This is a genomic window from Paracoccus marcusii (assembly GCF_028621715.1).
In the GTDB taxonomy this organism is placed as follows: domain Bacteria; phylum Pseudomonadota; class Alphaproteobacteria; order Rhodobacterales; family Rhodobacteraceae; genus Paracoccus; species Paracoccus marcusii.
In genome coordinates this window covers 1,448,597-1,472,927 of record NZ_CP117466.1, presented here as the reverse complement: position 1 = coordinate 1,472,927, position 24,331 = coordinate 1,448,597, and the positions used below count along the sequence as shown (strand labels likewise).

The following is a 24,331-nucleotide window of genomic DNA, read 5'->3' as shown; positions in this document are numbered from 1 at the left end:
GAAAGCAGGCAATTGCGCGGCCATCCCTAACCAAGGGCCGCGAACTTGCCAAGGTTGTGAATTGCACGCGGGGCGTTTGACGGTGACACAGGGTGGTGATGCGACTTCTGCGTGACATGACGATGGCGGGCCTTCTGGCCCTGTCCCTGGCCCTGCCCGCACGGGCCGAGGATCCGGGCGCAATGGCGCTGGCCCTGGCCGCGACCCAGGTCCAGGACTGGGTGACCGCCCGTGACGCCGCCCGCGCCGCAGGCCCCTTGGGAGAGGCGCTGGTCGGCTGGCACGCCCTGCGCGCAGGCCACGGCGATTTCGCCGATTACGCGGGCTTTCTGCGCAACCATCCCGACTGGCCCGGCCTAGACCTGCTGATCCAGCGCGGAGAGGCGCGGCTGCGTCCCGGCGCCGATCCCGACGACATCCGCCTGTGGTTCGACGGCCGCAGCCCCACCACGCGGGCCGGCCTGAACGCGCTGACCGCGATCCTGCCCGACGCCGATGCCTCCCTGGCCCGTCAGGCCTTCTTCACCACGCAACTCCTGCCGGCCGAGGACGAGGCCGCCCTGCTGGCCGCCTTTCCCGAACTGCTGCCGCTGATCCCCGCGCGCATCACCGCGATGCTGGATGCGGGGGAATGGGCACAGGCCGAACGCCTGCTGTCCCGCCTGCCCGAGGCCGACCGCCCCCTGCCCCGCGCCCGGATCGCCGTGCAGGCGGGCCGTGCCGGCGTCGACGACCTGATCCTGGCGCTGCCTGCCGACCTGCGCTCCGATCCGGGCCTGGCGATGGACCGCTTCGACTGGCGCGTGGGCGCAAAGCAGCATGAGGGCGCCCAGGCCCTGCTGCTGGAATCCTCGACCAGCGCGGAGGCGCTGCGCGTTCCGGCGCGATGGGCGTCGATGCGGGTGGATTACACTCGGCTGGCCATGCGGAACGGCGACTGGGACCGCGCGCTGCGCTTGGCCACGCCGCATTTCCTGACGCCCGACAACCGCCATTACGCCGACCTGGAATGGCTGGCGGGCTTTGCCGCGTTGAAGACCGGCGATGCGGCCCGCGCGCTGACGCATTTCGACCATCTGGAAACCGTCGTCGGCGCCGCGATCAGCAAGTCGCGCGCCTTCTACTGGCAGGGCCGCGCGCATGAGGCCCTGGGCGACGATGCCGCCGCACGCACGGCCTTTGGCGCCGCGGCCGACCTGCCCGGCACCTATTACGGTCAGCTGGCGATGGAGAAGGTCGGCCGCAGCCTGCCCGCCGATTACGCCGTGGCCGACGCGGCCATCGACACCCTGCCCGACTGGCGCGGCAGTGCGCTGCGCGAGAACCCGATCTTTCGCGCAGGCCTGTGGCTGGTCGCCAGCGGACGGCGCGACGATGCGCAGCGCTTTCTGCTGCACTTGGCGGAAACCGCGGCGCCCGACGACATCGCCCGCATGGCGCGCCTGATGTACGAGGCCGGGACTCCCTGGCACGGGCTGCGCCTGGCCAAACAGTCGGCGAACCAGGGCGTGATCTGGCCCGTCGCGCATTTCCCCCTGACCGGGCTGGAGCGCGAGGACCTGGGCCCGCCCCCGGAACTGGTCATGGCCATCGCGCGGCAGGAATCCGAATTCAACCACACGGCCTCCAGCCCCGTCGGCGCGCAGGGGCTCATGCAGGTCATGCCCGGCACCGCCGAACAGGTCACGCGCCAGATCGGCATGCCCTATGACCTAGCGCGCCTGTCCAACGATGCCAGCTACAACGCGCGGATCGGGTCGCAATACCTGATCGACCTGGCCGACCGGTTCGGCCCGTCCGTGGCGCTGATCGCGGCGGGCTACAATGCCGGGCCGGGGCGGTCCGCGCGTTGGCTGAACGATTTCGGCGACCTGCGCCGCGATGCCGATCCCGTGGACTGGGTCGAGCTGATCCCCTTCGACGAGACGCGCAACTATGTCATGCGCGTGGCCGAGGCGCTGCCGATCTATCGTGCGCGCATCCATGGCACGCCCGCGCCGGTCGTCACCCGGTGGGACCTGTCGGGCGGCGGTGCGGTGCCGCCCCCGCCGGCGCGCCTGACGCTGGCCCTGTCGGCCAAGCCGCGGCCCAAGCCCTTCATCGGTCCGCGCCTGCCCGAAGGCTGGTTCAGCGCGACCGCATCCGCTGTCGCCACAGAGTGAACAGGCTGGCCGCGACCACGATCGCGGCCCCGATCACGACGTTGGCGCGCAAGGTCTCGTTGAACAGGACCACGCCCAGGATGCTGACCCAGACGAGCTGCGTATAGCCGAAGGGCTGCAGGGCCGACGCCTCGGCCAGCTCATAGCTGCGGATCATCAGGTAATGCGAGGTCATGCCGCAGACGCACAGGCAGGCCATCCAGACCCAGTCCATCGGTGCCAGCCACTGCCAGTCCCAGATACCCACCAGCGTCATGGCCACCGCCCCTGACACCCCGGTCCAGAAAAAGCTGACCATCGCCGGATCGTCGCGCGACACATGTCGCGTCAGCAGGCCGTACAGCGCGAACATCAGCGCGGCCGCAAAGGGCAGCAGCGCCGCCATGCTGATGACCCCGCCGCCGGGGTTCAGGATCACGATGATCCCGGCAAAGCCCACCGCGATGGCGGTCCAGCGCCGCCATCCGACAGCCTCGCCCAGGACCGGCCCGGACAGGGCCGCGACCAGCAGCGGATAGACGGAAAAGACCGCATGCGTCTCGATCAGGCCCAAGCGGACGAAGGCCTCGACCATGATCAGCACCTCCAGCGCCAGGATCACGCCGCGGGCGATCTGGGTCAGGGGGCGTTTCGTGCGGATGGCGCGTTTCAACCCGCCCGGCTGGCGCGCGACCAGCGCGATCACGAACAGCGCAAAGACCCAGTACCGGATCATCACGATCAGCACCGGCGGATAGCCCCCGCCCAGGATGCGAGAGAACACGTCCTGGAAGGCGAAGATCAGGCTGACCGCGCACATCATGGCGATGGCAAGGCCGGTGCGGTCGCGGACGGGGGCCTGCCCCTGCGGCGGAACCGGGGGCGGCGCCGCGACGGCGGCGGATGCGGCATAGGGCTGGGTCGGTCGGTCGTCGGACATAAGCGGGCGCCTTCAGGGTTGCCCCCTGTTGCGCCCACCATTCCGCAAGGTCAAGCGAGGGTCAGGGTTGCACGGTCTGCAACCCTGACCTGTTGCAGCCTAGTCGCGGGCGCGGATGATCTTGGCGAAGGGGTCCAGCAGGGTGGGGTTCGCCGCGATGAGACGACCCGATTCCAGCGGATCGTCGCCCTCGCGGATGCCGTGGACGAAACCGCCGGCCTCGCGCACCATCAGGATACCCGCGGCCACGTCCCAGGATTTCGTGCCGCGTTCCCAATAGCCGTCGAACCGTCCGCCGGCGACATAGGCCAGGTTCAGCGCCGCGGACCCGAAACCGCGCACGCCCGCACAGACGGGCATCAGCTGGGCCAGATCCTGGATCATCGCGGGCAGCGGGCCGGTCCCGGCATGCGGGATCCCGGTCGAGAACACCGATTCGGACAGCTTGGTGCGGCCCGACACGCGCAGGCGCTGGTCGTTCATATAGGCGCCGGTGCCCTTTTCGGCCACGAACATCTCGTCCTTGGCGGCGTCGAAGATGACCGCGGCGACGATCTCCTTCTTGTGCTCCAGCGCGATGGAGACAGCCCAGTGCGGCAGGCCGTGCAGGAAGTTCGTCGTCCCGTCCAGCGGGTCCACGATCCAGCGACGGGTGGGGTCGTCGCCCTCGGTCTTGCCGGTCTCCTCGCCCAGCCAGCCATAGCTGGGGCGGGCGGTCATCAGCTCTTCCTTGATCAGGCGCTCGGCCTCGCGGTCGGCGCGGGTGACGAAATCGCCGGCGCCCTTGACGCTGACCTGAAGGTTCTCGACCTCGCGGAAGTCCTTGACGAGGGCGCGACCCGCCTTGCGGGCGGCCTTGATCATCACGTTCAGATTGGCGCTTGCCATCGGGTGCTCCGGGAATTGGGGTTGGCCGCGTCATAGGGCAGACGCGGCGGAAAGCCAAGCATCACGCACCGGCCTAGCTGGACGGGCCGCGCAGCATCCGCAGGGGTTCGGTGCGCGATAGGCGCAGCACATGCGCCATGTAGGGCTGCGACAGGTCGTCCGACCGCACCGCCGCGTACAGACGGCGGCGGATCCCCTGCGGCCCCAGCGGCAGCAGCACCAGTTCCGGGTTCGCGGCCTCGCGCCGCAGGACCCAGTCCGGCATGACCGCGACGCCCCGCCCGGATGCCACCAGCATCAGCGCCACCGCGGTCAGTTCGACCGTGCGCTGGCGCGCGGGTTCGATGCCCGCGGGCGTCAGGAACTGGCTGAACACGTCCAGCCGTGCGCGGTCCATGGGATAGGTGATCAGCGTCTCGGCGGCCAGATCGGCGGGATCGGCATGGCCCTTGGCCGCCAGCGGATGTCCCGCCGGCACGACCAAGGTCGGCGCATAGTCGAACAGCGGCTGAAAGGTGACGCCCGCCAGATCCTCGGGGTCCGAGGAGATCACCAGGTCCACCTCCTCGCGCACCAGCGCGGGCAGCGCTCCGAAGGCCAGCCGCTGACGGATGTCCACGTCCACATCCGGCCAGGCGCGGCGAAAGATGTCCAGCACCGGCAGCAGCCAGTCAAAGCAGGCGTGGCATTCCATCGCGATGTGCAGCCGACCGATGCGCCCGGCCTCGACGCCCTTGAACTCTGCCTCGGTCGCCTCGACCAGGGGCAGGACCTGTTCGGCCAGGCGCAGCAGGCGCATGCCCGCGGCGGACAGGCGCATGGGCTTGGCGCGGCGCACGAACAACTGGGCACCCGACTGCTCCTCCAGCGCCTTGACCTGGTGGGACAGCGCGCTCTGCGTGATGTTCAGCACCTCGGCGGCGCGGGCCAGGCCGCCCTGTTCGTGGATCGCATGCACGGTGCGCAGATGGCGCAGTTCCAGATGCATGATGAAACGCCCTCACGTTGATGTTGAAGATTATGAATTTGTCTCACGCCACGCCCCATGGCACAAGAGCCGCCAACACGAAGGGATTCGCCATGACCACGCCGAATGTCAGCTTTGAGTTCTTCCCGCCCAAGACGCTGGAAGCCTCGTTCAAGCTGTGGGAGACCGCGAAGGTGCTGGCCCCGCTGGCCCCCGATTTCGTGTCGGTCACCTATGGCGCCGGCGGCACGACCCGCAAGCTGACCCATGAGGCCGTGACCACGATCAACCGCCAGTTCGGGTTGCAGGTCGCGGCGCATCTGACCTGCGTCGAGGCCACCCGCGCCGAGACGATGGAGATCGTGCAGTCCTATGCCGATGCCGGGATCACCCAGATCGTGGCGCTGCGCGGCGATGCGCCCAAGGGGGCCGACCGCTTCACCCCGCATGACGACGGCTTCGCCAATTCGGTCGAACTGATCGAGGCGATCGCCGCGCGCGGCGACATGACGATCCGCTGCGGCGCCTATCCCGAACCGCACCCGGACAGCGCCGATGGCGATGCCGACGTGACCTGGCTGAAGCGCAAGATCGAGGCCGGGGCCACCAGCGCCATCACGCAGTTCTTCTTCGAACCCGAAACCTTTTTCCGCTTTCGCGACAAATGCGTCGCGGCCGGCATCGACGCGCCGATCATCCCCGGCCTGCTGCCGGTCCAAAGCTGGGCCGGGACCAAGCGGTTCGCCGCGACCTGCAACACCACCGTCCCGGACTGGGCCGAGGAGGCGTTCCAACTTGCGGCCCTGGACGGCCCCGACGCACAGCGCGCGCTTGCGACCGACCTGTCGGTGGAGCTGTGCGAAAAGCTGATCGCGGGCGGCGTGGACCAGCTGCATTTCTATACGCTGAACCGTCCCGAACTGACCCGCGACGTCTGCGCCGCCTTGGGCGTGCGCCCCAAGGCCGGGCTGGAGGCCGTGGCCTGACCACCCCTTAGGCGGGATCGACGGGCGGGCGGCGCCAGCGCGCGGCGATGGTGGCGGGCGATCTGCGGCGCAGCGGGCGGTGCGCGGCCAGGTGTCCGGTCAGGCGGGCCGGGCCGGCAACGGGTCTTGGCACCGTCGGATGCAGCGCCTCGGTCATGTGGCGGCCGGCAAGGCGGGGCGTGCGCGCCAGGAACGCCTTGCCCCAATTGCGCCACGACCCGATTGACGGCGCCGCGGCATCTCCCGGAAACAGCCCCCGCCATCCGGGCGGCAACGGCAGGCCGACCTGTTCGGCCCGATCCAGCATCCAGACCAGCGGGATGTTCGCCAGGGGCCGCGACATCTCGAACCCGGACAGCTGTCCGCCGATGTCGGGATGCGCGCCGCGAAACCACATCTGCTCGATCCGACCCGCCGCATGGGCATCGTCCCACAGCAGCGGCGCAAAGGCGGCGCGGGTCTCATCCAGGGCCAAGGCCTGGAACCCGTGCTCGATCCCCTGCCCCAGATGCGCGTCGTGAAAGCGGAACCGCGGTTCCGTCAGCATCCACAGCACCGGCAGCCGCAGGCCCAGGGCCATCACGGTGTCGAAACAGCCGACCATGCGGATCGGCGCCTGCGCATGACAGCGCCTGCGCCGGAAGGCGGCCATCGCCTGCGGCGTGCCCCCCTGGTGGTAATAGCGCCAGGCCAGCCGGATGTGGCGTTCGGTCGCCGCTTGTGCCTGCAGCAGGCCCACGCGGCTGATCATCCCCGCCAGGCTGCGGATCGCGAAGGCCCCGCGGGAATAGCCCAGCATGAAGATCCGGTCGCCGGGGCGATAGCCGCTGGCCAGCCAGCCATAGGCATCGGTGATGCGGGTTTCCAGGATGCGGCCCATGACCAGGTCGGGCAGCGTGCGCCAGCGGGTCCATTGCTGTCCCATGCCGTAATGGACGCGGATGCGTCCGGGCGGCAGGGCGCCCAGCTGGCCCGTCAGCAGGCGGTGGATGCGGCCGATGGAACTGCGCCTGCCATCGGCCAGCGACGCGAAGGTGCCGTCCATCAGCACGACATGGATGGTGGGTGGTCTGGTCACGCTCATGCCCCCAAGCCTAGCATGGGGGCATGAGCAAACCGTTACGACAGGCGCATCACGGTCGCGTTGGTCATCGCGCCGAAACCGTTGAATCGCGTGTTCGTGACCGTTGAATAGGCGCCCGCGCCGTGGAAGATCACGAAATCGCCTTCCTGGATCGTGTCCGGCAGCGCCAGTTCGCCCGGCAGTCGGTCGACCGAATCGCAGGTCGGGCCAAAGATGACGCGGCCGCCGGCCTCGCCCTCGCGCGGGGTGCCCTTGGGGGTCAGGACCTCGATGCGGTCGATATTGCCGATGATCGGCAGCTCGGCCAGGCCGCCATAGACGCCGTCGTTCAGGAACACGTGGCCGCCGTCGCGCACGCCCTTGACCCGGGTGATCAGCGCATAGGCGTCGGCCACGATGCCGCGTCCCGGTTCGCAGACCAGATCGGGCGCGTCGGTGCCGAACATCTCGGTCACGGTGTCGGCGATCTCCTGGAAGATCGAGGTCAGGTCGGGCTCGACGCCCACGACGCGGTGCGAGGGGAAACCGCCGCCCACGTTCAGGCGCACCGCGCGCACGCCCGCCATGTCGCAGATGTCCTTGGACACGCGGATATAGCTTTCCCATGCGATCGGGTCGGTGCATTGCGTGCCCGGATGGAAGGTCAGCGACGGGACGTACCCACGGCGCGCGACCTCTGCCAGCAGCTCGGCCGCCAGTTCGGGCGATGCGCCGAACTTGGAGCCGAAGTCATAGGCCGCGCCCAGCACCGGCAACTTGAAGCGGGGCGATATCTCGACCCCCTTGCCGTCGACATGGGTCGGCACCTGATCGAACAGCTTGTCCAGTTCGGACCGGCTGTCCACGGACCAGGCGCGGATGTTCTGGGACACGCCGTGCGCGATCTCGGACCGGGCGCGGACGGGATTGTGGTAATGGCGCGCGGCATGCGGCGCCATGCGGCCGATCAGGTCGATCTCGAAGGGCGAGGCCACGTCGAAACCGCGGATGCCGGCGGCGACAAGGTTCTGGATCACGGCCTCGTCGGGGTTGGACTTGACCGCATAGGTCACCAGCCCCGGAAAACCGTCGATGAATTGCCGCGCACGGTCTTGCAAGACTGTCGGCGCGAAGACCATGACCGGATGTTCCGGGGCCAGATGTCGGATGACCTCGGCCGGATTTTCCCAGACGGTCTTCTGTTGTCCCATTGCGGTTCCTTTCGCACGAGGCTGGATGATGGGTTGCGGTCCTGCAACCCGGAATGGCGCTTTTGAGTTCCGATTTCACCGATGAAAAGGCTAGAATCGCATGTCATCCCGGTTATTATGACGCAGTTCATGTCATTTTGACGAAACAGGCAGGCAGGCGCGGCTTTGGACGATCTGGATCGCAACATTCTGGCGCAGCTGTCGGGCGACGCGCGCATGTCGGTGGCGGTGCTGGCCCGCCGCCTGCGCGTCGCGCGCTCGACCGTGCAGGCCCGGCTGGAGCGGCTGGAGAGCACCGGCGCCATCGCCGGATACACGCTGCGCCTGGGAGAGGCCGCGCGCGGGGCCCGCATCCGCGCCACCGTCCTGCTGGGCATCGAGCCCCGCGCCCAGCCCGGCGTGCTGTCGCGGCTCAAGTCCCTGCCCCAGGTCGAGCGTGTGCACACCACCAGCGGCCGGGTCGACCTGCTGCTGCAGCTGGCCACCGCCTCGACGACCGAACTGGACGAGACGCTGGACCGCATCGGCGGGATCGAGGGCGTGCGGTCGTCCGAAAGCCTGATCCACCTGGCGACCAAGCTGGATCGCGCCGTCTAGGCGCGACGCCTGTTGCCTCGAATCCCCTGCGGGCGGACACTGTGCCCACCGACGCAAGGGAGGATGCGATGAGCTATTATTCCGGCTTCGTGCTGGCCGTGCCCGCGGACAAGCGCGACGACTATGCCGATCACGCGACCAGGGCCTGGCCGGCGTTCAAGCGTCACGGCGCGCTGCGCCTGGTCGAATGCTGGGGCGAGGACGTGCCCCACGGCAAGCGCACCGATTTCTATCGCGCGACCGAGGCCACCGGCGACGAGGTCCCGGTGCTGTCCTGGATCGAATGGCCTGACCGTGCCACCGCGGATGCCGCATGGGCCGCGATGATGACCGAGGACCACCCCGACATGGCCGACATGCCCTTTGACGGGGCGCGCATGTTCTGGGGCGGCTTTGCCCCCATCGTGGACCTGCGCTGACGGGCCCGGCCGCGAACCGCCCCGGATGACATGCCCGGTGCCGACGGGCTTGGCCTTTGGCCCCGCATTCGCTAATCCCGCTGCAACAGATGGGGTGATGCGATGACGATGGACAAAAGCTTTGACGCGGCGGATGCCGAGGCCCGGATCGCGGCCGAATGGGAACGCCGGAACGCCTTTGCCGCCGGGGCCAATGCCCGGCGGTCGGAAACCTTCACCGTGATGATCCCGCCCCCCAACGTCACCGGCAGCCTGCATATCGGCCACGCGCTGAACAACACGCTGCAGGACATCCTGGTCCGCTGGCACCGGATGCGGGGCTTTGACACGCTGTGGCAGCCGGGTCAGGACCATGCGGGCATCGCCACCCAGATGGTCGTCGAACGCCGCATGGCCGAACGGGGCGAACCCGGCCGGCGCGAGATCGGGCGCGACGCCTTCACCGCCAAGATCTGGGATTGGAAGCGGGAATCCGGCGACACGATCATCAACCAGCTGAAGCGCCTTGGCGCCAGCGCAGACTGGAGCCGCAATGCCTTCACCATGTCCGGGGCCCCCGGTGCCCCCGCGGGCGAGGAGGGCAACTTCCATGACGCGGTGATCCGGGTCTTCGTGGATCTCTACAACAAGGGCATCATCTATCGCGGCAAGCGGCTGGTGAACTGGGACCCGCATTTCGAGACCGCGATCAGCGACCTGGAGGTCGAGAACCGCGAGGTTCCGGGCCACATGTGGCACTTCAAGTACCCGCTGGCCGGTGGCGAGACCTATGAATACGTGGAACGCGACGAAGACGGCCGCGTGACCCTGCGCGAGACGCGCGATTACATCAGCATCGCCACGACCCGCCCCGAGACCATGCTGGGCGACGGCGCGGTTGCCGTGCATCCGTCAGACGCGCGCTATGCCCCCATCGTCGGCAAGCTGGTCGAGATCCCGGTCGGCCCCAAGGAACACCGCCGCCTGATCCCGATCATCACCGACGAATACCCCGACCCCGATTTCGGGTCCGGCGCGGTCAAGATCACCGGCGCGCATGATTTCAACGACTATGGCGTGGCGATGCGCAACGGCATCCCGCTCTATGCGCTGATGGACGGCAAGGGCGCGATGCGCGCCGACGGGCTGTCCTATGCCGACAGCGCCGCCATCGCCTCCCGCGCCGCCGCGGGCGAGGATGTGGGCGACGTCACCGCCGTGAACCTGGTGCCCGACGACCTGCGCGGCCTGGACCGGTTCGACGCCCGCAAGCGCGTGATCGATGCGATCACTGCCGAGGGCCTGGCGGTCACCTATCTGCACCGTGAGATCGAGCCCGAAACCGGCGCCGAGCATCTGGAACGCCGTCCCGTGATCGACGCCAAGCCGATCATGCAGCCCTTTGGCGACCGGTCCGGCGTCGTGATCGAGCCGATGCTGACCGACCAGTGGTTCGTGGATACCAAGCGCATCGTCGAACCCGCGCTGGAGGCCGTGCGGTCGGGCCGAACGGAGATCCTGCCCGAGCAGCACAAGAAGGTCTATTTCAACTGGCTTGAGAACATCGAACCCTGGACCATCAGCCGCCAGCTGTGGTGGGGCCACCAGATCCCGGTCTGGTACGGGCCGTCACAGAAAGACGGGTCTTTCGACTATTCCGAAACGGTTCAGTTCTGTGCGGCGACCGAGCAAGATGTCATGAATTTGGCGCAAGCGCATTATGGCGATCAGGTTAGCATTGGCTTCTGGGACGAGGGTGGGACTAAACATGATCCTAACTCCGTTGTTGTGGAGTTGCATCGCGACCCGGACGTGCTGGACACTTGGTTCAGTTCGGGCCTTTGGCCCATCGGCACGCTTGGCTGGCCCAAGAAGACGCCCGAGCTGGAACGGTATTTCCCGACCGACGTGCTGGTCACGGGCTTCGACATCATCTTCTTCTGGGTCGCCCGGATGATGATGATGCAGCTGGAGGTCGTGGGCGATGTGCCGTTCAGGACCGTCTATGTCCACGGGCTGGTGCGCGACGAGAAGGGCGCCAAGATGTCCAAGTCCAAGGGCAACGTCATCGACCCACTGACGCTGGTGGACGCCTATGGCGCGGATGCGCTGCGCTTCACGCTGACCAGCATGGCGGCGATGGGCCGCGACCCCAAGCTGGGGCCCAAGCATGTCGAGGTGAACCGCAACTTCGTCACCAAGATCTGGAACGCCACCCGGTTCGCCGAAATGAACGGCGTGCGCGGCGGCGGGGTGCGTCCGCAGCCCAGCCATACCGTGAACCGCTGGATCATCGGAGAGACCGCGCGCATCCTGATGGCTGTCGACGAGGCGCTGGCCGCCTATCGCTTCAACGATGCGGCGACGGGGCTTTACGCCTTCGTCTGGGGCAAGGTCTGCGACTGGTACGTGGAATTCGCCAAGCCGCTGTTCGACGGCGATCACGCCGAGGAAACGCGGGCTACGATGGGCTGGGTGCTGGACCAGTGCTTTGCCATGCTGCACCCGATCATGCCCTTCGTCACCGAGGAGTTGTGGGCGCTGACCGGGGACCGCGACCGCATGCTGGTCCATGGCGACTGGCCCGAACTGGGCGCGGACATGATCGACGCAGAGGCCGACCGGCAGATGAACTGGGTCATCGCGCTGATCGAAGGCGTGCGGTCCGCCCGCGCCCAGATGGGCGTGCCGGCGGGCGCCAAGCTGGACCTGGTCGTGACCGAGGCAGACGCGGCCGCCCGGGCGGCGCTGGCCGCCAACGGTCCGCTGATCGAGCGGCTGGCGCGGGTGAACCCGGCCGCCGACGGGGTCGCCGGCAAGGGGATGATCGCCGTGTCGGTGCAGGGGGCCAGTTTCGCGCTGCCCATCGGCGACGTGATCGACGTGGCGGCCGAGACCGCGCGCCTGCAGAAGGCGGAGGCCAAGCTGCGCAAGGATGCCGACGGCCTGTCCAAGCGCCTGTCGAACCCCAAGTTCGTCGAGAATGCCGATGCCGAGGTGATCGAGGAGACCACCGGCAAGCTGGCCGCGCTGGAGGACGACATCGCCCGCCTGCAGGCCGCGCTGGCGCAGTTGGCGGCGATGTAAGCCTGCGGCCCGGCCTGCCCCGTCGGGCTGGCCGGGCCAAGGGTCTTTCGGCAAGGCGCAAGGGAGGCGCGGATGGGCTGGCTGGAGCGGATCGCCGAACGGATGATGCTGAAGGCCCGCGCCGAGGGCAAGCTGACGGGGATTGAGGGCGAGGGCAGGCCCCTGCCCGACCGGCCCATCGAGACGGATGCCACGGCGGCGGGGTTCCGGATCATGGCGCAGGCCGGGGTGCTGCCGCCCGAGATCGTGCTGAAGAAGCAGGTGATCGCCGCGCGGGCCCGCCTGTCCGACATGCCCGAGGGCCCGGAACGCGCGGCCCTGCTGGCCGAGATCGCCCTGCTGCAGATGCGTCAGGCCATCGCCGAGGAGGCCCGCCGCCGCTTCATGCGGGACTGAGGGCGGCCAGCGCGCGGGGCAGCGCGTCCTCGAACACGTCCAGTTCGTGGATCGGTGCGGCGCTGATGCGGATGCAGCGGTCCAGGGGGGCGACACCCGGCATGCGGGCGAACACGCCCTCGCGCTCCAGTGCGGCGATCAGGGCGCGGGCGAAGGCGCCATCGCGCTGGGTGTCGAGCGCCACGAAATTCGTGGCCGAGGGCAGCGCGGTCAGGCCGTTGGCGGCGCCGATATCGGCGATGCGCAGCCGGGCGGCCTGAACCTCGGCCACGACATGGGCCAGCCAGCCCTGGTCGGCCAGCGCGGCCAGCGCCCCGGCCTGGGCAATGCGATTCACCCCGAAATGATTGCGCACCCGGTCAAAGCCCGCGATCAGGTCCGGCGCGCCGATCGCATAGCCGATGCGCGCGCCGGCCAGGCCATAGGCCTTGGAGAAGGTCCGCATGCGGATCACCCGCGGATCGTCCGCCACGATGTCGGGAATGGCCGAGGCCGGCGCGAATTCCGCATAGGCCTGGTCCAGCACCAGCAGGCAGTCGGCCGGCATCCGGTCCAGCATCGCCGCGATCACCGTGCCGTCGTGCCAGGTGCCCATCGGATTGTCTGGATTGGCCAGATAAAGCAGCCGCGCGCCGATGGCATGGGCACGCGCGACCAGGGCATCCGGATCTTCGGCGTCGTCGCGATAGGGAACCGTGTGCAGCACCCCACCGAAGCCCGCGACGTGATAGTTGAAGGTCGGATAGGCCCCGTCCGAGGTGACCACCGCATCGCCCGGCGCGACCATCATCCGCACAAGGTTGCCCAGCAGGCCGTCGATGCCCTCTCCGACCATGATGCCGTCCGGGGTGGTGCGGTGATGGGCCGCCAGCGCGTGGGACAGATCAAAGCTGGGCGCGTCGCCGTATTTCCAGACCTGGCCCACGGCCTCGCGCATGGCGCGGGCGGCCAGCGGGCTGGGTCCGAACGCGCTCTCGTTCGCGCCAAGGCGGGCGGCGAAGGGCACGCCGCGGCGGCGTTCCAGGGTTTCGGGGCCGACAAAGGGCACGGTCGCGGGCAGGCCCGCCACCAGGGGTGCGAAGGGCGGCATCAGAACGCGCGAAAGGTCATGGTGGTCAGGGTGCGGCTGATATGCGGAATGTCGAACAGTCGGTCCGACAGGAAGCGGCCGACATCCTGGTCCTCGGGGATGTAGACCTTGGCGATCAGGTCGAAATCGCCGGAGGTGGAATAAAGCTCGCTGACGACCTCGCGGTCGTAGATGGCCTCGGCGACCTGATAGGTCCTGCCGGGCTCGCAGCGGAACTGGACGAAGACGGCGCGCATGAAAAAGCTCCTGTTTGGGGGCAGGTTAGACCGTGGCCGCGGCGCGGGTCCAGTCCCCGCGCGCGTGGCCGCGCCAGAACCGACGCATCAGCAGCACCGCGGCAAAGGTCAACCCGACGCACAGGCCCAGCCACAGGCCAGCGGGGCCGAAGCCCAGGGGAAAGGCAAGCGCCCAGGCCACCGGCATGCCCACGACCCAATAGCTGAAGCCCGCGATCCACATCGGCACCTGCGTGTCCTGGACCCCGCGCAGGAAGCCCAGGGCGATCACCTGGAACGCATCGGTCAGCTGGAACAGCGCGGCATACATCAGCAGCATCGCGCCAAGTGCCACGATCTGCGGGGCCTGCGGATCGGTCGGGTCCAGATACAGCCGCACCAGCTGTTCGGCGAACAGCAGGTACAGCATGATGGCCACGGCGGCAAAGGCCAGCGACATCCACACGACCGTGACCGCCGCATCGCGCATCCAGGCGCGATCGCCGCGGCCCTTGGCCTGGCCCACCCGGACGGTCGCGGCGTTGGACAGCCCCAGATGGGCCATGAAGGTGATCGAGGTGATCTGCAGCGCGATGCCGTGGGCGGCCAGCTGGGGCGTCCCGATCCAGCCCATCATGATGTTCGAGGCGACGAACAGTCCGCCCTCGGCCACCATGGTCAGCCCGATGGGCCAGCCGATCCGCGCGATCTGGCGCATGGCCTGCCAGTCGGGGCGCCAGAAGCGCTGGAACAGGTTGTACTTGCGCGCGACGGGCACCCAGCCCGCATAGGAGATCAGGGCCAGCAGCTGGACCACCTGGACGGTGACGCTGGCGATGGCGGCGCCGCGCACGCCCAGTTCGGGCGCGCCCAGGTTGCCGAAGATCAGCACCCAGTTCAGCGCCAGGTTCAACGGCAGCCCGGCCAGGGTGACCCACATGACGACCTGCGTCCGCTCCAGCGCGGCCAGATAGGATGACAGGGTCAGCTGGCCCAGGACCACCGCCAGGCCCCAGCCCGCGATGCGCAGGTAATCCTGCGCCAGCGCGCTGACCGTGTCGGTCTGGCCCAGGGCCTGCAGGATCGGTTCGGACCACCACATCAGCGGCATCACGGCCAGGGCATAGCCGGCCGACAGCCACAGCGCCATCCGAGCCCCGCGGCGGACCTCGGTCTCTCGGCCGGCGGCGACATGGGCGGCGATCAGGCCCAGCACGCCGATGCCGAAGCCCATGCCCAGAAAGAACAGGATGTGGAAGAAGCTGGTCGCGATGACCAGGGCGGCCAGCGGCTCGACCCCGTACCAGCCGACCATGACCGTGTCGCCCACGCCGATGGCCATGCGCGCCAGGTGGCTGCCGATCAGCGGCAGGCCCAACGACAGGGTCGCAAGAACATGGGGGCGGTATCGGCTGTGCATCGTTCTGCCATATCCGCAGCCGCAAAATGCGGCAAGGGGCGGCATTGCACGCCCTGCAACATTTCGCGCCGCATCGGCGGAAAGGCGGCGGCGGGGCGGGTCCGCGCGGCTTGCCGCCCCTGCCCCCATCTGCGATAGATCGCGCGAACACCGACCCCAGGAGGCCCCCGATGAGCTTTCGCGCCCGCCATCTTCTGGGCATCGACCATCTCAAGCCCGACGAGATCGTGTCGCTGTTGGATCTGTCCGAGGATTACGTCAGCCTGAACCGTCGCACGGTCAAGCATTCCGATGCACTGGCCGGCATGACCCAGATCAACATGTTCTTCGAGAACTCGACCCGCACCCAGGCCAGCTTCGAACTGGCAGGCAAGCGGTTGGGCGCGGACGTGATGAACATGGCCGTCGCGCAGTCGTCGGTGAAGAAGGGCGAGACGCTGATCGACACGGCGCTGACGCTGAACGCGATGCAGCCCGACCTTCTGGTGGTGCGCCACCCGCATTCCGGCGCGGTGAACCTGCTGGCGGAGAAGGTCAACTGCGCGGTCATCAACGCGGGCGACGGGCGGCACGAACATCCGACCCAGGCCCTGCTGGACGCGCTGACCATCCGCCGCGCCAAGGGGCGGCTGCAGCGCCTGACCATCGCCATCTGCGGCGACATCGCCCACAGCCGCGTGGCCCGGTCAAACCTGATCCTGCTGGGCAAGATGGAGAACCGCATCCGCCTGATCGGCCCCGCGACCCTGATGCCCGCGGGCGTCGCGGACATGGGGGTCGAACTCTATGAGGACATGCGCGAGGGGCTGCGCGGCGCCGATGTCGTCATGATGCTGCGCCTGCAGAAAGAGCGGATGGATGGCGGCTTCATCCCGTCCGAGCGGGAATATTTCCACCGCTTCGGGCTGGATGCGGAAAAGCTGGCCCTGGCCGCGCCCGACGCGATCGTCATGCATCCGGGTCCCATGAACCGCGGGGTCGAGATCGACGGCACCATCGCGGACGACATCAACCGCAGCGTCATCCAGGACCAGGTCGAGATGGGCGTCGCCGTCCGCATGGCCGCCCTGGACCTGCTGGCCCGCAACCTGCGCGCCAGCCGTGGCCGCGCCGCCGCCGGAGAATCGTGATGGACCTGATCTTCCGCAACGCCCGCCTGATCGACCCCGAAGCCCAGACCGACGACATCGGCAGCCTGCGCGTCACCGACGGTCGCATCGCCGGACGCGGCGCGCCCGAGGACGCCGCCCCCGAAGGCGCCACCGTCATCGACTGTCGCGGCCGCGCGCTGGCGCCCGGCCTGATCGACTGGGGCGTCAAGATCGGCGAACCGGGCGAACGCCACAAGGAAAGCTTCCGCAGCGCGGGCCGTGCCGCTGCGGCGGGCGGCGTCACCACGATCATCGCGCGCCCCGACACCACGCCCCCCATCGACACGCCCGAGGCGCTGGAATTCGTCGCCCGCCGCGCCAGCGACGCGCCCGTCCACATCCGCCACATGGCCGCCCTGACCAAGGCCCGCGAAGGCCGCGAGATGGTCGAGATCGGCTTTCTGACCGATTTGGGCGCGGTGGCCTTCACCGACGGCGTACGGGTGGTGCGCGACACCAAGCTCTTGGGCCGCTGCATGACCTATGCGCGCGGCCTGGACGCGCTGATCGTGGGCCATCCGCAGGACCCGTCCCTGTCGGCGGGGGCTGCGGCCACCAGCGGCAAGTTCGCATCCCTTTACGGCATCCCCGCCGTCTCCCCCATGGCCGAGGTGATGGGCCTGGACCGCGACTTGGCCCTGGTCGCGATGACGCGGGGGCGGTACCACGCCGACCAGATCACCGTGGCCGCCAGCCTGCCCGCCCTGGCGCGGGCGCGCGATGCGGGGCTGGACGTGACGGCGGGGATCTCGATCCACCACCTGACGCTGAACGAATTCGACGTGGGCGATTACCGGACCTTCTTCCGCTTCACCCCGCCCCTGCGGTCCGAGGATGACCGCCTTTCCATGGTCGATGCCGTGGCCCAGGGGCTGATCGACACCATCGCCAGCTTTCACACGCCGCAGGACGAGGAATCGAAACGCCTGCCCTTCGAGGCCGCCGCCCCCGGCGCCGTGGGCCTGCAGACCCTGCTGCCCGCAGCCCTGCGCCTGTATCACCAGGGCGGGCTGAGCCTGCCGCAGCTGTTCCGCGCCATGGCGCTGAACCCCGCGCGCAGGCTGGGCCTCTCGGCGGGTCGCCTGTCCGACGGCGCCCCCGCCGATCTGGTGCTGTTCGACCCCGACGCACCCTTCGTGCTGGACCGTTTCGCGCTTTTGTCCAAATCCAAGAACACCCCCTTTGACGGCGCACGGATGCAGGGCCGCGTCCTGGGCACCTGGGTCGCGGGCACCCCCGTCTTCGGAGAGCAGGCATGATCCTCTGGGCGATCTTCGGCTATCTTCTGGGCTCTGTCCCCTTCGGCTTGGTCATCACGCGCGCCCTGGGCCTGGGCGATCTGCGCCAGATCGGCTCCGGCAACATTGGCGCGACCAACGTGCTGCGGACGGGCAACAAGGGCGCCGCGCTGGCCACGCTGCTGCTGGATTCGGGCAAGGGCGCCATCGCGGTCCTGCTGGCCCGCCATTTCGGTGGAGAGGCGGCGGCGATTCTGGCCGGCGGCGCGGCCTTCCTGGGCCATTGCTTCCCCATCTGGCTGCGCTTCAAGGGTGGCAAAGGCGTCGCAACGTTCCTCGGAACGGTGATCGCGCTGAACTGGCCATTGGGCCTGATCGCCTGCGCGACCTGGGCGCTGACCGCCGCGATCACCCGGATCAGCAGCCTCAGCGCGCTTCTGGCGGCCGCACTGGCCCCGGTCTTCGCCTGGGGCCTGGGGCGGACCGACATCGCGGCGGTCGCGGCCTTCATGGCGGTGCTGATCTTCATCCGGCACCATGCCAATATCAGCCGCCTTCTGGCCGGTACCGAACCCCGGATCGGCCGCAAGTAACCCTCAGCGCTTGGCGACCAACCCGCGTCCCGGACGCACGGCCCGCACGGGCGCGGCGGCCAGACCGGTGGGCGTGAACGGCCCCTGCATCGGCGGGGCGGCCTCGGGTTCGACGGCGGCGACGGGCAGCGTGCCGCCCAACCGCTGCAGCGCATCGACGCCCCGCCGCGCCGACACCGCGATCGAGATCAGCGCAAGGCAGGCCCCCGCCAGCAGGATCAGCGCGACCAGCCCCACCAGCCCCAGAAGGATCGGCCAGGGCGGCACCCCTTCGGCCTGCCGGATCAGCAGCACGACCGCCGCCAGCAGCGCCAGCACCCCCAGCCCAAAGACCGCGGCCACCAACCGGCCGACCCATTGCATCACATCACCGCGCATCGCATGCCCCCGCATCTTTTTCGCCGGGGTGCCACCACCGGCGGCCCAGATCAAGACATCGCGGACGGGCGCGGCTCACACTCGCGTGCGTCGGCATCCGTCATGCGGGACACCCAAGGGGGGTCCGGGGGGACGGGACGTCCCCCCGGCACGTCGCGGGACGCAATCGGCGATCAGTAGGAATATTCGTCGTAGATCCGCGTCAGGTCGCCGTTCCAGGCGCCGCGATACTTTTCCAGCAACTCGTCGGCGGGGACCTTGCCGCTGTCGACGCTTTCCTTCAGCGCGTTCAGGAAATGCGTCTCGTCGGGGACCAGGCCGTCGTTTCCCGACCGGGCGCGGGCCTTCAGCCCGCCCTCGGCAATGGCCAGGACCTCGCGGGCCAGGTCGTGCATCTTCACGCCCCCCGCCTGCGCCTGCAGGCCGTCGCGGCCCGCCGACCGGCGCAGCGCCTCGCGGGTCTCGGCGTCCCATCCCTTGACCAGGTCCCAAGCCGCATCCAGCGCCCCCTGATCATAGGTCAGCCCGACCCACAGCGCAGGCAGCGCGCACAGCCTGCGCCACGGGCCGCCATCGGCCCCGCGCATCTCGATGTACTTCTTGACGCGCGCCTCGGGGAACACGGTGGTCATGTGGTCGGCCCAGTCCGACAGGGTCGGCACCTCGCCCGGCAGGGCCGGCAGCCGGCCCTTCAGGAAATCGCGGAAGCTCTGGCCCAGGGCGTCGATGTACTTTCCGTCGCGATAGACGAAATACATGGGCACGTTCAGCACATAATCGACCCAGGCCTCATAGCCGAACCCGTCCTCGAAGACGAAGGGCAGCATGCCGGTCCGCGCCGCATCCAGGTTCTGCCAGATATGCGCGCGCCAGGATTTCATCCCGTTGGGCTTGCCGTCCAGAAAGGGCGAATTGGCGAACAGCGCCGTGGCCACCGGCTGCAGCGCCAAAGCCACGCGCATCTTCTGGACCATGTCGGCTTCGGACGCGAAATCCAGGTTCACCTGCACCGTGCAGGTCCGGTACATCATCTGCGTGCCAAGCGTGCCCACCCGACCCATATAGTGGGTCATCAGCCGATACCGCCCCTTGGGCATCATCGGCATGTCATCCTGGCCCCAGATCGGCGCCGCACCCAGGCCGATGAAGCCCGCGCCGATATCGGCGGCGACAGCCTCGACCTCGGCCAGGTGGCCGTTCACCTCGTCGCAGGTCTGGTGGATCGTCTCAAGGGGCGCACCGGACAGTTCCAGCTGGCCGCCGGGCTCCAGGCTGACATTGGCGCCGTCGCGCTCCAGCCCGATCAGCTTGCCGGCCTCCAGGACCGGGGTCCAGTTGAAGCGGTCGCGCAACCCCTCCAGCATGGCCGTGATCGACACGGGACCCTCATAGGGCAGCGGCATCTTGCGCGCGTCGTCATAGCCGAACTTCTCGTGCTCGACGCCGATGCGCCAGGCGTCCTTCGGCTTCTCGCCGCTGGCGATATAGGCGGCCAGCTGGTCACGATGTTCGATGGGGCCTCCGCCCTGCTGGGGAATGGACATGGACGATGAGGCCTTTCAAGGGTTTCCGGTCGGTCACAGGTGGCAACGCGGACGGGCCAAGTCAAGCCGCCTCAGCCCGGCCTCCGCCAAACGGTGCGCATCGCGTCCTGCTGTCGGGCCACCTGCGCCAGTGCCGCCGACACCGCGCCCATGTCCAGACCGGGCAACGCGGTGAAGGCATCGGCCAGCGCCCCGGCCCCCGCCGCGTCGGCGGGGATCAGCAACGCCTCGCCCGACTGGCTGCGCAGGCGCCAATGCGCATGGCCGTCCAGCCGCAGCAGGCGGATCTCTATCAGGTCGCGCAGGGGAATCTCTCCGCCCATGTCGGTCGCGCCGTAATAGCGGATCGCCCCCTCGACGATCTCGACCACGCCGGGGGCGGCGACGGGGCGGCGAAACGGCGTGCGGCGCAGCGCCCCCAGGGCCAGGCTGCCTGCAACCAATGCCCCAGCCCCGCCCAGGACCGCAAAGAACCAGCCACCCCAGAACGCCACCCACAGCGCAGCCAGCGCCAGCGCCGCAAAGATCAGCAGTTCGGAGTGGGTGCGCAGCAGGCCGCGCAGGTCAGGCCGGATCACGGGTGGCGGCCGGGCATGGGTATTCGGATGACGAAGACGTTCACCACCGGGTCAGCGCGTCCTCGTCCTCGGGGCGGGCGGCAACCCAGCCCGTCGTGCCGTCGCGCGCGATCTCGCGTTTCCAGAAGGGGGCGCGGGATTTCAGCCAGTCCATCAGGAAATCGGCCGCGTCGAATGCCGCACGGCGATGGCGGGCGGCGGTGGCGACCATCATGATCTGTCCCCCCACCGGGATGCGGCCGTGGCGATGGACGATGCGCCAGTCGGCCAGCCCGAAGCGCGATGCGGCGGCCAGCCCGTGATCGGTCAGCGCGCGTTCGGTCATGCCGGGGTAATGCTCGATCTCCAGCGCGTCCAGCATGCCGCCGTCGTCACGCACGATGCCGGTGAAGGTGACGACCGCCCCGGCCCCCGCGCCAAAGCCCGCAAGTTCGGACGCCAGATCGAAGGGGTCGGACTGGACGCGGGCGCTCATCAGCCGCCCGTCATCGGCGGAAAGAACGCGACCTCTCGGGCGCCGGCCAGGGGCGCGTCCAGATCGGTCAGCTGCTGGTCCACGGCACAGCGCAGGGCCGCGATGTCGCCAAAGGCCGCGGCATGCCCGTCAGACTGCGCGGCCAGTTCTGCGATCAGCGCGCGGGGGGTCGCGGCCTCCGTCTGCACGGTTTCGCGGGGGTGGCCGATGCGTTCGCGCAGCCAGGCGAAATACAGGACCTCAACCGTCACGACGGGAATCCTTCAGATAGGGCAGCGCCTTGATGAAATAGTCCCAGCCCGTCCAGGCCGTCAGTGCCGCGGCGATCCAGATCAGCGTCAGGCCGGCATAGGTGGCAAGCGCCGCCCAGCTGCCCGACCAGATCAGCCCGACCTCGCCCACGCGGGGGGCCAGGCCGTGTTCGACATAGGCCAGGCCCGTGGCCAGGAACAGGATCGAGATGGCGACCATCTGCAGGGTCGTCTTCCATTTCGCCAGCTTGGTCACCGCCAGCAGACGCGACTTGTCGCCCAGGTATTCGCGCAGGCCGGACACGAAGACCTCGCGGAACAGGATGATCGTCACCGGCAGGATCAGCCAGGGGTTCATCCCGGAATACCCGGTGATGACCACCAGCGCGATGACCACCATGGCCTTGTCCGCAATCGGATCCATCGCGGCACCAAAGCGGCTTTCCTGTTTCCAGGCGCGGGCCAGATAGCCGTCGATCCAGTCGGTGATCGCCGCGCCCATGAACAGCGCCAGCGCCGCCCAGTCGGCCCAGGGCCTCTGGAAGTACAGAAACATCAGCGGGACCCCGGGGGCCGCCAGCAGACGCAGAAGGGTCAGGATATTCGGAAGGTTCCAACGCATGGCCGCACGCTAGTCCCTGCCGCGGGCGTTGGAAAGGGCCAACGCGCCGCTGGCGAAGCTGTGATCCGGACCTGTCATCCCTTGGCGTTGAAGTGGTCATAGACCTTTTGCGCCATCGCCGCGGAAATGCCCGGCGCCGCCTGCAGATCGGTCAGCCCGGCGCGGCCCACGGCCTTGGCGCTGCCGAAATGCTGCAGCAGGGCGCGCTTGCGCGACGCGCCGATGCCCGCGATCTCGTCCAGGGGGTTGGCCATCTGCGATTTCGCGCGCTTGGCACGGTGGGTGCCGATGGCCCAGCGGTGCGCCTCGTCGCGCAGGCGCTGGACGAAGTACAGGACCGGGTCGTTCATGCGCAGCGCGAAGGGGCGCTGGCCGTGGCGGTGGAACTCCTCCTTGCCGTGGTCGCGGTCCTGGCCCTTGGCGACGCCGATCATCGGGATGTCCTCGACGCCCAGTTCTGCCATGATCTCGTGGACGGCCGAAACCTGCCCCGCGCCGCCGTCGATCAGCAGCAGGTCCGGCCAGGCCTCGGTCTGGCGGTCGGGATCGTCCTTCAGCAGACGGGTGAAGCGGCGCGTCAGCACCTCCTTCATCATGCCGAAGTCGTCGCCGGGAGTGATCTCGGTGCCCTTGATGTTGAACTTGCGGTACTGGTTCTTGATCCAGCCGTCCGGCCCGGCGACGATCATGCCACCGACCGCGTTGGTGCCCATGATGTGGCTGTTGTCATAGACCTCGATCCGACGCGGCGGGCTGGGCAGTTCGAACGCGTCGGCCAGCCCCTCCAGCAGGCGCAGCTGGGTGGCGCTTTCGGACATGCGCCGCGCCAGGCTTTCGCGCGCGTTGCGCAGCGCGTTGGTCACCAGGTCGGACTTCTCGCCGCGCAGGGGAACGGCCACCTCGACCTTGCGGCGGGCGCGCTCGGACAGGACATCCGAGGTCAGGTCCGGATCCTCGGGCGGGTGGGACAGCAGGATCTGGCGCGGCGGCGGGGTGTTGTCATAGAACTGCATCAGGAAGGCCTGCATCACCTCGTCCGGGCTCTCGGCCCCGCCAAGGCGCGGATAGAAATCGCGATTCCCCCAGCTTTGATTGCCGCGGATAAAGAAGACCTGCACGCAGGCCTGCCCCCCCTCCATGTGCAGGGCCACGATGTCGGCCTCGGCCACGCCCTTGGGATTGATCGCCTGCACCGACTGCACCGCGGTCAGCGCCTTGATGCGGTCACGCAGGGCGGCCGCGCGCTCATACTCCATGTTCTCGGCCGCGCGGGCCATCTCGGTCGCAAGATCGGACTGGATGGTCGTGGTCTTGCCCTGCAGGAACCGTTCCGCGTCATTGACCAGAGCGTTGTAGTCGGGCGCGCTGATGCGGCCCACGCAGGGCGCGCTGCACCGCTTGATCTGGAACAGCAGGCAGGGGCGTGTGCGGCTCTCGAACACGCTGTCGGTGCAGTTCCTCAGCAGGAACACGCGCTGCAGCTGGGTCAGCGTGCGGTTGACCGCCCCTGCGCTGGCAAAGGGGCCGTAGTAGTCGCCCTTTTCCGACTTCGCGCCGCGATGCTTCTTGATCTGGGGATAGTCGTGGGACTTGGCCACCAGGATGTTCGGGAACGACTTGTCGTCGCGCAGAAGCACGTTGTAGCGCGGCTTGAGCTGCTTGATCAGGTTCTGCTCCAGGAGCAGCGCCTCGGTCTCGGTGTTCGTGGTCAGGAACATCATCGACGCCGTCTCGCGGATCATCCGCGCGATGCGCCCCGAATGGCCCGACGGCCGGGCATAGTTCGACACCCGCGCCCGCAGGTCGCGGGCCTTGCCCACATAAAGAACCGCCTGCTGGGCATCCAGCATGCGATAGACGCCGGGACTGCTGTCCAGCGTGCGAAGGTAATCCTGGATGAGGGCGTGGCCGGTTTTCTGGGTCATGACGTGAACTTGGTGATTCTCGGCCCCGCTGCAAGTTCCGGGGACCGAAGGCAAGAAGGAAGCTTTCCACGGAATCTGTGGATAATTCTGTGGGTGGGCTGTGAGGATGACCCCGCAGGGCCAGCAATCGTTACAGTTCCGTGAAGTTGCCCTTATTTTAGGCAGATCGCAATGGCA

At 68.6% G+C, this 24,331-nt stretch carries 24 protein-coding genes; 9 read left to right on the top strand and 15 right to left on the bottom strand.

Annotated features, from left to right (window positions below; translation table 11 throughout):
- The first annotated feature begins 98 nt into the window (after positions 1-98).
- Positions 99-2,162, top strand: a complete 2,064-nt coding sequence (locus PRL19_RS07235; RefSeq protein ID WP_273744377.1) for a lytic transglycosylase domain-containing protein — start codon at positions 99-101, stop codon at positions 2,160-2,162.
- Here the strand turns inward: PRL19_RS07235 and PRL19_RS07230 are convergent.
- From PRL19_RS07230 to PRL19_RS07220, 3 genes are all read right to left on the bottom strand, one after another.
- Complete coding sequence (locus tag PRL19_RS07230; RefSeq protein WP_084693760.1) at positions 2,128-3,081, bottom strand: DMT family transporter; 954 nt, start codon at positions 3,079-3,081, stop codon at positions 2,128-2,130. The two genes, PRL19_RS07235 and PRL19_RS07230, sit on opposite strands and share 35 nt — an antisense overlap.
- Positions 3,082-3,180: 99 nt before the next feature.
- Complete coding sequence (locus PRL19_RS07225) at positions 3,181-3,969, bottom strand: inositol monophosphatase family protein (protein WP_045981091.1); 789 nt, start codon at positions 3,967-3,969, stop codon at positions 3,181-3,183.
- A gap of 73 nt (positions 3,970-4,042) precedes the next feature.
- A complete protein-coding gene (locus PRL19_RS07220) occupies positions 4,043-4,957 on the bottom strand; it encodes a LysR family transcriptional regulator (RefSeq protein WP_217844869.1) in 915 nt (304 codons plus the stop codon).
- 92 nt (positions 4,958-5,049) lie between these two features.
- Here PRL19_RS07220 and metF point away from each other — a divergent pair, with 92 nt between their 5' ends.
- On the top strand, positions 5,050-5,922 hold the full coding sequence (gene metF / locus PRL19_RS07215) for a methylenetetrahydrofolate reductase [NAD(P)H] (RefSeq protein ID WP_273744376.1): 873 nt from the start codon (positions 5,050-5,052) through the stop codon (positions 5,920-5,922).
- Positions 5,923-5,929: 7 nt separating this feature from the next.
- On the opposite strand, the gene PRL19_RS07210 is transcribed toward metF, so the two are convergent.
- Positions 5,930-7,006 (bottom strand): DUF2235 domain-containing protein, encoded by a 1,077-nt coding sequence (locus PRL19_RS07210; protein ID WP_273744375.1) that lies wholly within the window; start codon positions 7,004-7,006, stop codon positions 5,930-5,932.
- Between the two features lie 35 nt (positions 7,007-7,041).
- Positions 7,042-8,196 carry a type III PLP-dependent enzyme gene (locus tag PRL19_RS07205; RefSeq protein ID WP_273744374.1) on the bottom strand — a complete coding sequence of 385 codons (1,155 nt, stop codon included), beginning with the start codon at positions 8,194-8,196 and terminating at the stop codon, positions 7,042-7,044.
- Between the two features lie 165 nt (positions 8,197-8,361).
- On the opposite strand from PRL19_RS07205, the gene PRL19_RS07200 reads away from it, so the two are divergent.
- The 4 genes from PRL19_RS07200 to PRL19_RS07185 all read left to right on the top strand — a co-directional run bounded on the left by PRL19_RS07200 (position 8,362) and on the right by PRL19_RS07185 (position 12,674).
- The gene (locus PRL19_RS07200) at positions 8,362-8,793 is read left to right on the top strand and encodes an Lrp/AsnC family transcriptional regulator (RefSeq protein WP_273744373.1); all 432 of its coding nucleotides are present in this window, start codon (positions 8,362-8,364) and stop codon (positions 8,791-8,793) included.
- A 68-nt stretch (positions 8,794-8,861) separates the two neighbouring features.
- Positions 8,862-9,212, top strand: a complete 351-nt coding sequence (locus PRL19_RS07195; RefSeq protein ID WP_194886228.1) for a DUF1428 domain-containing protein — start codon at positions 8,862-8,864, stop codon at positions 9,210-9,212.
- 102 nt (positions 9,213-9,314) lie between these two features.
- Positions 9,315-12,278 carry a valine--tRNA ligase gene (locus PRL19_RS07190; protein ID WP_273744372.1) on the top strand — a complete coding sequence of 988 codons (2,964 nt, stop codon included), beginning with the start codon at positions 9,315-9,317 and terminating at the stop codon, positions 12,276-12,278.
- A gap of 72 nt (positions 12,279-12,350) precedes the next feature.
- Positions 12,351-12,674 (top strand): DnaJ family domain-containing protein, encoded by a 324-nt coding sequence (locus tag PRL19_RS07185; protein ID WP_273744371.1) that lies wholly within the window; start codon positions 12,351-12,353, stop codon positions 12,672-12,674.
- Here the strand turns inward: PRL19_RS07185 and PRL19_RS07180 are convergent.
- From PRL19_RS07180 to PRL19_RS07170, 3 genes are read right to left on the bottom strand one after another with little or no spacing between them, the layout of a single operon-like run.
- Entirely contained in the window at positions 12,661-13,764 is a 1,104-nt protein-coding gene (locus tag PRL19_RS07180; protein WP_273744370.1) for a pyridoxal phosphate-dependent aminotransferase, read from the bottom strand. The two genes, PRL19_RS07185 and PRL19_RS07180, sit on opposite strands and share 14 nt — an antisense overlap.
- A complete protein-coding gene (locus PRL19_RS07175) occupies positions 13,764-14,000 on the bottom strand; it encodes an Lrp/AsnC ligand binding domain-containing protein (protein ID WP_045981082.1) in 237 nt (78 codons plus the stop codon). Before PRL19_RS07175 ends, PRL19_RS07180 begins: the two co-directional genes overlap by 1 nt.
- 25 nt (positions 14,001-14,025) lie before the next feature.
- Positions 14,026-15,399 carry an MATE family efflux transporter gene (locus PRL19_RS07170; protein ID WP_273744369.1) on the bottom strand — a complete coding sequence of 458 codons (1,374 nt, stop codon included), beginning with the start codon at positions 15,397-15,399 and terminating at the stop codon, positions 14,026-14,028.
- A 170-nt stretch (positions 15,400-15,569) separates the two neighbouring features.
- Here PRL19_RS07170 and PRL19_RS07165 point away from each other — a divergent pair, with 170 nt between their 5' ends.
- From PRL19_RS07165 to plsY, 3 genes are read left to right on the top strand one after another with little or no spacing between them, the layout of a single operon-like run.
- Positions 15,570-16,529: an aspartate carbamoyltransferase catalytic subunit gene (locus PRL19_RS07165; protein WP_045981080.1), complete on the top strand. Its 960-nt coding sequence runs from the start codon at positions 15,570-15,572 to the stop codon at positions 16,527-16,529.
- Positions 16,529-17,809: a dihydroorotase gene (gene pyrC, locus PRL19_RS07160; RefSeq protein ID WP_273744368.1), complete on the top strand. Its 1,281-nt coding sequence runs from the start codon at positions 16,529-16,531 to the stop codon at positions 17,807-17,809. Before PRL19_RS07165 ends, pyrC begins: the two co-directional genes overlap by 1 nt.
- Positions 17,806-18,381, top strand: a complete 576-nt coding sequence (plsY, locus tag PRL19_RS07155; protein WP_273744367.1) for a glycerol-3-phosphate 1-O-acyltransferase PlsY — start codon at positions 17,806-17,808, stop codon at positions 18,379-18,381. Before pyrC ends, plsY begins: the two co-directional genes overlap by 4 nt.
- 3 nt (positions 18,382-18,384) lie before the next feature.
- Here plsY and PRL19_RS07150 read toward each other — a convergent pair whose 3' ends face one another.
- The 7 genes from PRL19_RS07150 to uvrC all read right to left on the bottom strand — a co-directional run bounded on the left by PRL19_RS07150 (position 18,385) and on the right by uvrC (position 24,154).
- Positions 18,385-18,759, bottom strand: a complete 375-nt coding sequence (locus tag PRL19_RS07150) for a hypothetical protein (RefSeq protein WP_045981077.1) — start codon at positions 18,757-18,759, stop codon at positions 18,385-18,387.
- A gap of 173 nt (positions 18,760-18,932) precedes the next feature.
- The gene (locus tag PRL19_RS07145) at positions 18,933-20,303 is read right to left on the bottom strand and encodes a glutamate--cysteine ligase (protein WP_273744366.1); all 1,371 of its coding nucleotides are present in this window, start codon (positions 20,301-20,303) and stop codon (positions 18,933-18,935) included.
- A 71-nt stretch (positions 20,304-20,374) separates the two neighbouring features.
- Positions 20,375-20,881: a hypothetical protein gene (locus PRL19_RS07140; protein WP_139598527.1), complete on the bottom strand. Its 507-nt coding sequence runs from the start codon at positions 20,879-20,881 to the stop codon at positions 20,375-20,377.
- Positions 20,882-20,921: 40 nt separating this feature from the next.
- A complete protein-coding gene (locus PRL19_RS07135; protein WP_139598528.1) occupies positions 20,922-21,356 on the bottom strand; it encodes a molybdenum cofactor biosynthesis protein MoaE in 435 nt (144 codons plus the stop codon).
- Positions 21,356-21,607 (bottom strand): molybdopterin converting factor subunit 1, encoded by a 252-nt coding sequence (gene moaD, locus PRL19_RS07130; protein ID WP_139085116.1) that lies wholly within the window; start codon positions 21,605-21,607, stop codon positions 21,356-21,358. Before moaD ends, PRL19_RS07135 begins: the two co-directional genes overlap by 1 nt.
- On the bottom strand, positions 21,597-22,229 hold the full coding sequence (gene pgsA, locus PRL19_RS07125; protein ID WP_252929555.1) for a CDP-diacylglycerol--glycerol-3-phosphate 3-phosphatidyltransferase: 633 nt from the start codon (positions 22,227-22,229) through the stop codon (positions 21,597-21,599). Before pgsA ends, moaD begins: the two co-directional genes overlap by 11 nt.
- 74 nt (positions 22,230-22,303) lie before the next feature.
- Complete coding sequence (gene uvrC, locus PRL19_RS07120; protein WP_273744365.1) at positions 22,304-24,154, bottom strand: excinuclease ABC subunit UvrC; 1,851 nt, start codon at positions 24,152-24,154, stop codon at positions 22,304-22,306.
- Positions 24,155-24,331 lie beyond the last annotated feature (177 nt).

What these genes read in the sequence shown, in the direction of transcription:
- PRL19_RS07165 (WP_045981080.1), top strand. Translation starts at nt 15,570, where the DNA reads ATGAGCTTTCGCGCCCGCCATCTTCTGGGCATCGACCATCTCAAGCCC.
- PRL19_RS07195 (WP_194886228.1), top strand. Translation starts at nt 8,862, where the DNA reads ATGAGCTATTATTCCGGCTTCGTGCTGGCCGTGCCCGCGGACAAGCGC.
- PRL19_RS07225 (WP_045981091.1), bottom strand. Translation starts at nt 3,969, where the DNA reads ATGGCAAGCGCCAATCTGAACGTGATGATCAAGGCCGCCCGCAAGGCG.
- metF (WP_273744376.1), top strand. Translation starts at nt 5,050, where the DNA reads ATGACCACGCCGAATGTCAGCTTTGAGTTCTTCCCGCCCAAGACGCTG.
- uvrC (WP_273744365.1), bottom strand. Translation starts at nt 24,154, where the DNA reads ATGACCCAGAAAACCGGCCACGCCCTCATCCAGGATTACCTTCGCACG.
- PRL19_RS07220 (WP_217844869.1), bottom strand. Translation starts at nt 4,957, where the DNA reads ATGCATCTGGAACTGCGCCATCTGCGCACCGTGCATGCGATCCACGAA.
- PRL19_RS07170 (WP_273744369.1), bottom strand. Translation starts at nt 15,399, where the DNA reads ATGCACAGCCGATACCGCCCCCATGTTCTTGCGACCCTGTCGTTGGGC.
- PRL19_RS07145 (WP_273744366.1), bottom strand. Translation starts at nt 20,303, where the DNA reads ATGTCCATTCCCCAGCAGGGCGGAGGCCCCATCGAACATCGTGACCAG.
- PRL19_RS07235 (WP_273744377.1), top strand. Translation starts at nt 99, where the DNA reads ATGCGACTTCTGCGTGACATGACGATGGCGGGCCTTCTGGCCCTGTCC.
- PRL19_RS07230 (WP_084693760.1), bottom strand. Translation starts at nt 3,081, where the DNA reads ATGTCCGACGACCGACCGACCCAGCCCTATGCCGCATCCGCCGCCGTC.
- pyrC (WP_273744368.1), top strand. Translation starts at nt 16,529, where the DNA reads ATGGACCTGATCTTCCGCAACGCCCGCCTGATCGACCCCGAAGCCCAG.
- pgsA (WP_252929555.1), bottom strand. Translation starts at nt 22,229, where the DNA reads ATGCGTTGGAACCTTCCGAATATCCTGACCCTTCTGCGTCTGCTGGCG.
- PRL19_RS07205 (WP_273744374.1), bottom strand. Translation starts at nt 8,196, where the DNA reads ATGGGACAACAGAAGACCGTCTGGGAAAATCCGGCCGAGGTCATCCGA.
- PRL19_RS07190 (WP_273744372.1), top strand. Translation starts at nt 9,315, where the DNA reads ATGACGATGGACAAAAGCTTTGACGCGGCGGATGCCGAGGCCCGGATC.
- PRL19_RS07210 (WP_273744375.1), bottom strand. Translation starts at nt 7,006, where the DNA reads ATGAGCGTGACCAGACCACCCACCATCCATGTCGTGCTGATGGACGGC.
- PRL19_RS07175 (WP_045981082.1), bottom strand. Translation starts at nt 14,000, where the DNA reads ATGCGCGCCGTCTTCGTCCAGTTCCGCTGCGAGCCCGGCAGGACCTAT.
- PRL19_RS07180 (WP_273744370.1), bottom strand. Translation starts at nt 13,764, where the DNA reads ATGCCGCCCTTCGCACCCCTGGTGGCGGGCCTGCCCGCGACCGTGCCC.
- plsY (WP_273744367.1), top strand. Translation starts at nt 17,806, where the DNA reads ATGATCCTCTGGGCGATCTTCGGCTATCTTCTGGGCTCTGTCCCCTTC.
- PRL19_RS07185 (WP_273744371.1), top strand. Translation starts at nt 12,351, where the DNA reads ATGGGCTGGCTGGAGCGGATCGCCGAACGGATGATGCTGAAGGCCCGC.
- PRL19_RS07135 (WP_139598528.1), bottom strand. Translation starts at nt 21,356, where the DNA reads ATGAGCGCCCGCGTCCAGTCCGACCCCTTCGATCTGGCGTCCGAACTT.
- PRL19_RS07150 (WP_045981077.1), bottom strand. Translation starts at nt 18,759, where the DNA reads ATGCGCGGTGATGTGATGCAATGGGTCGGCCGGTTGGTGGCCGCGGTC.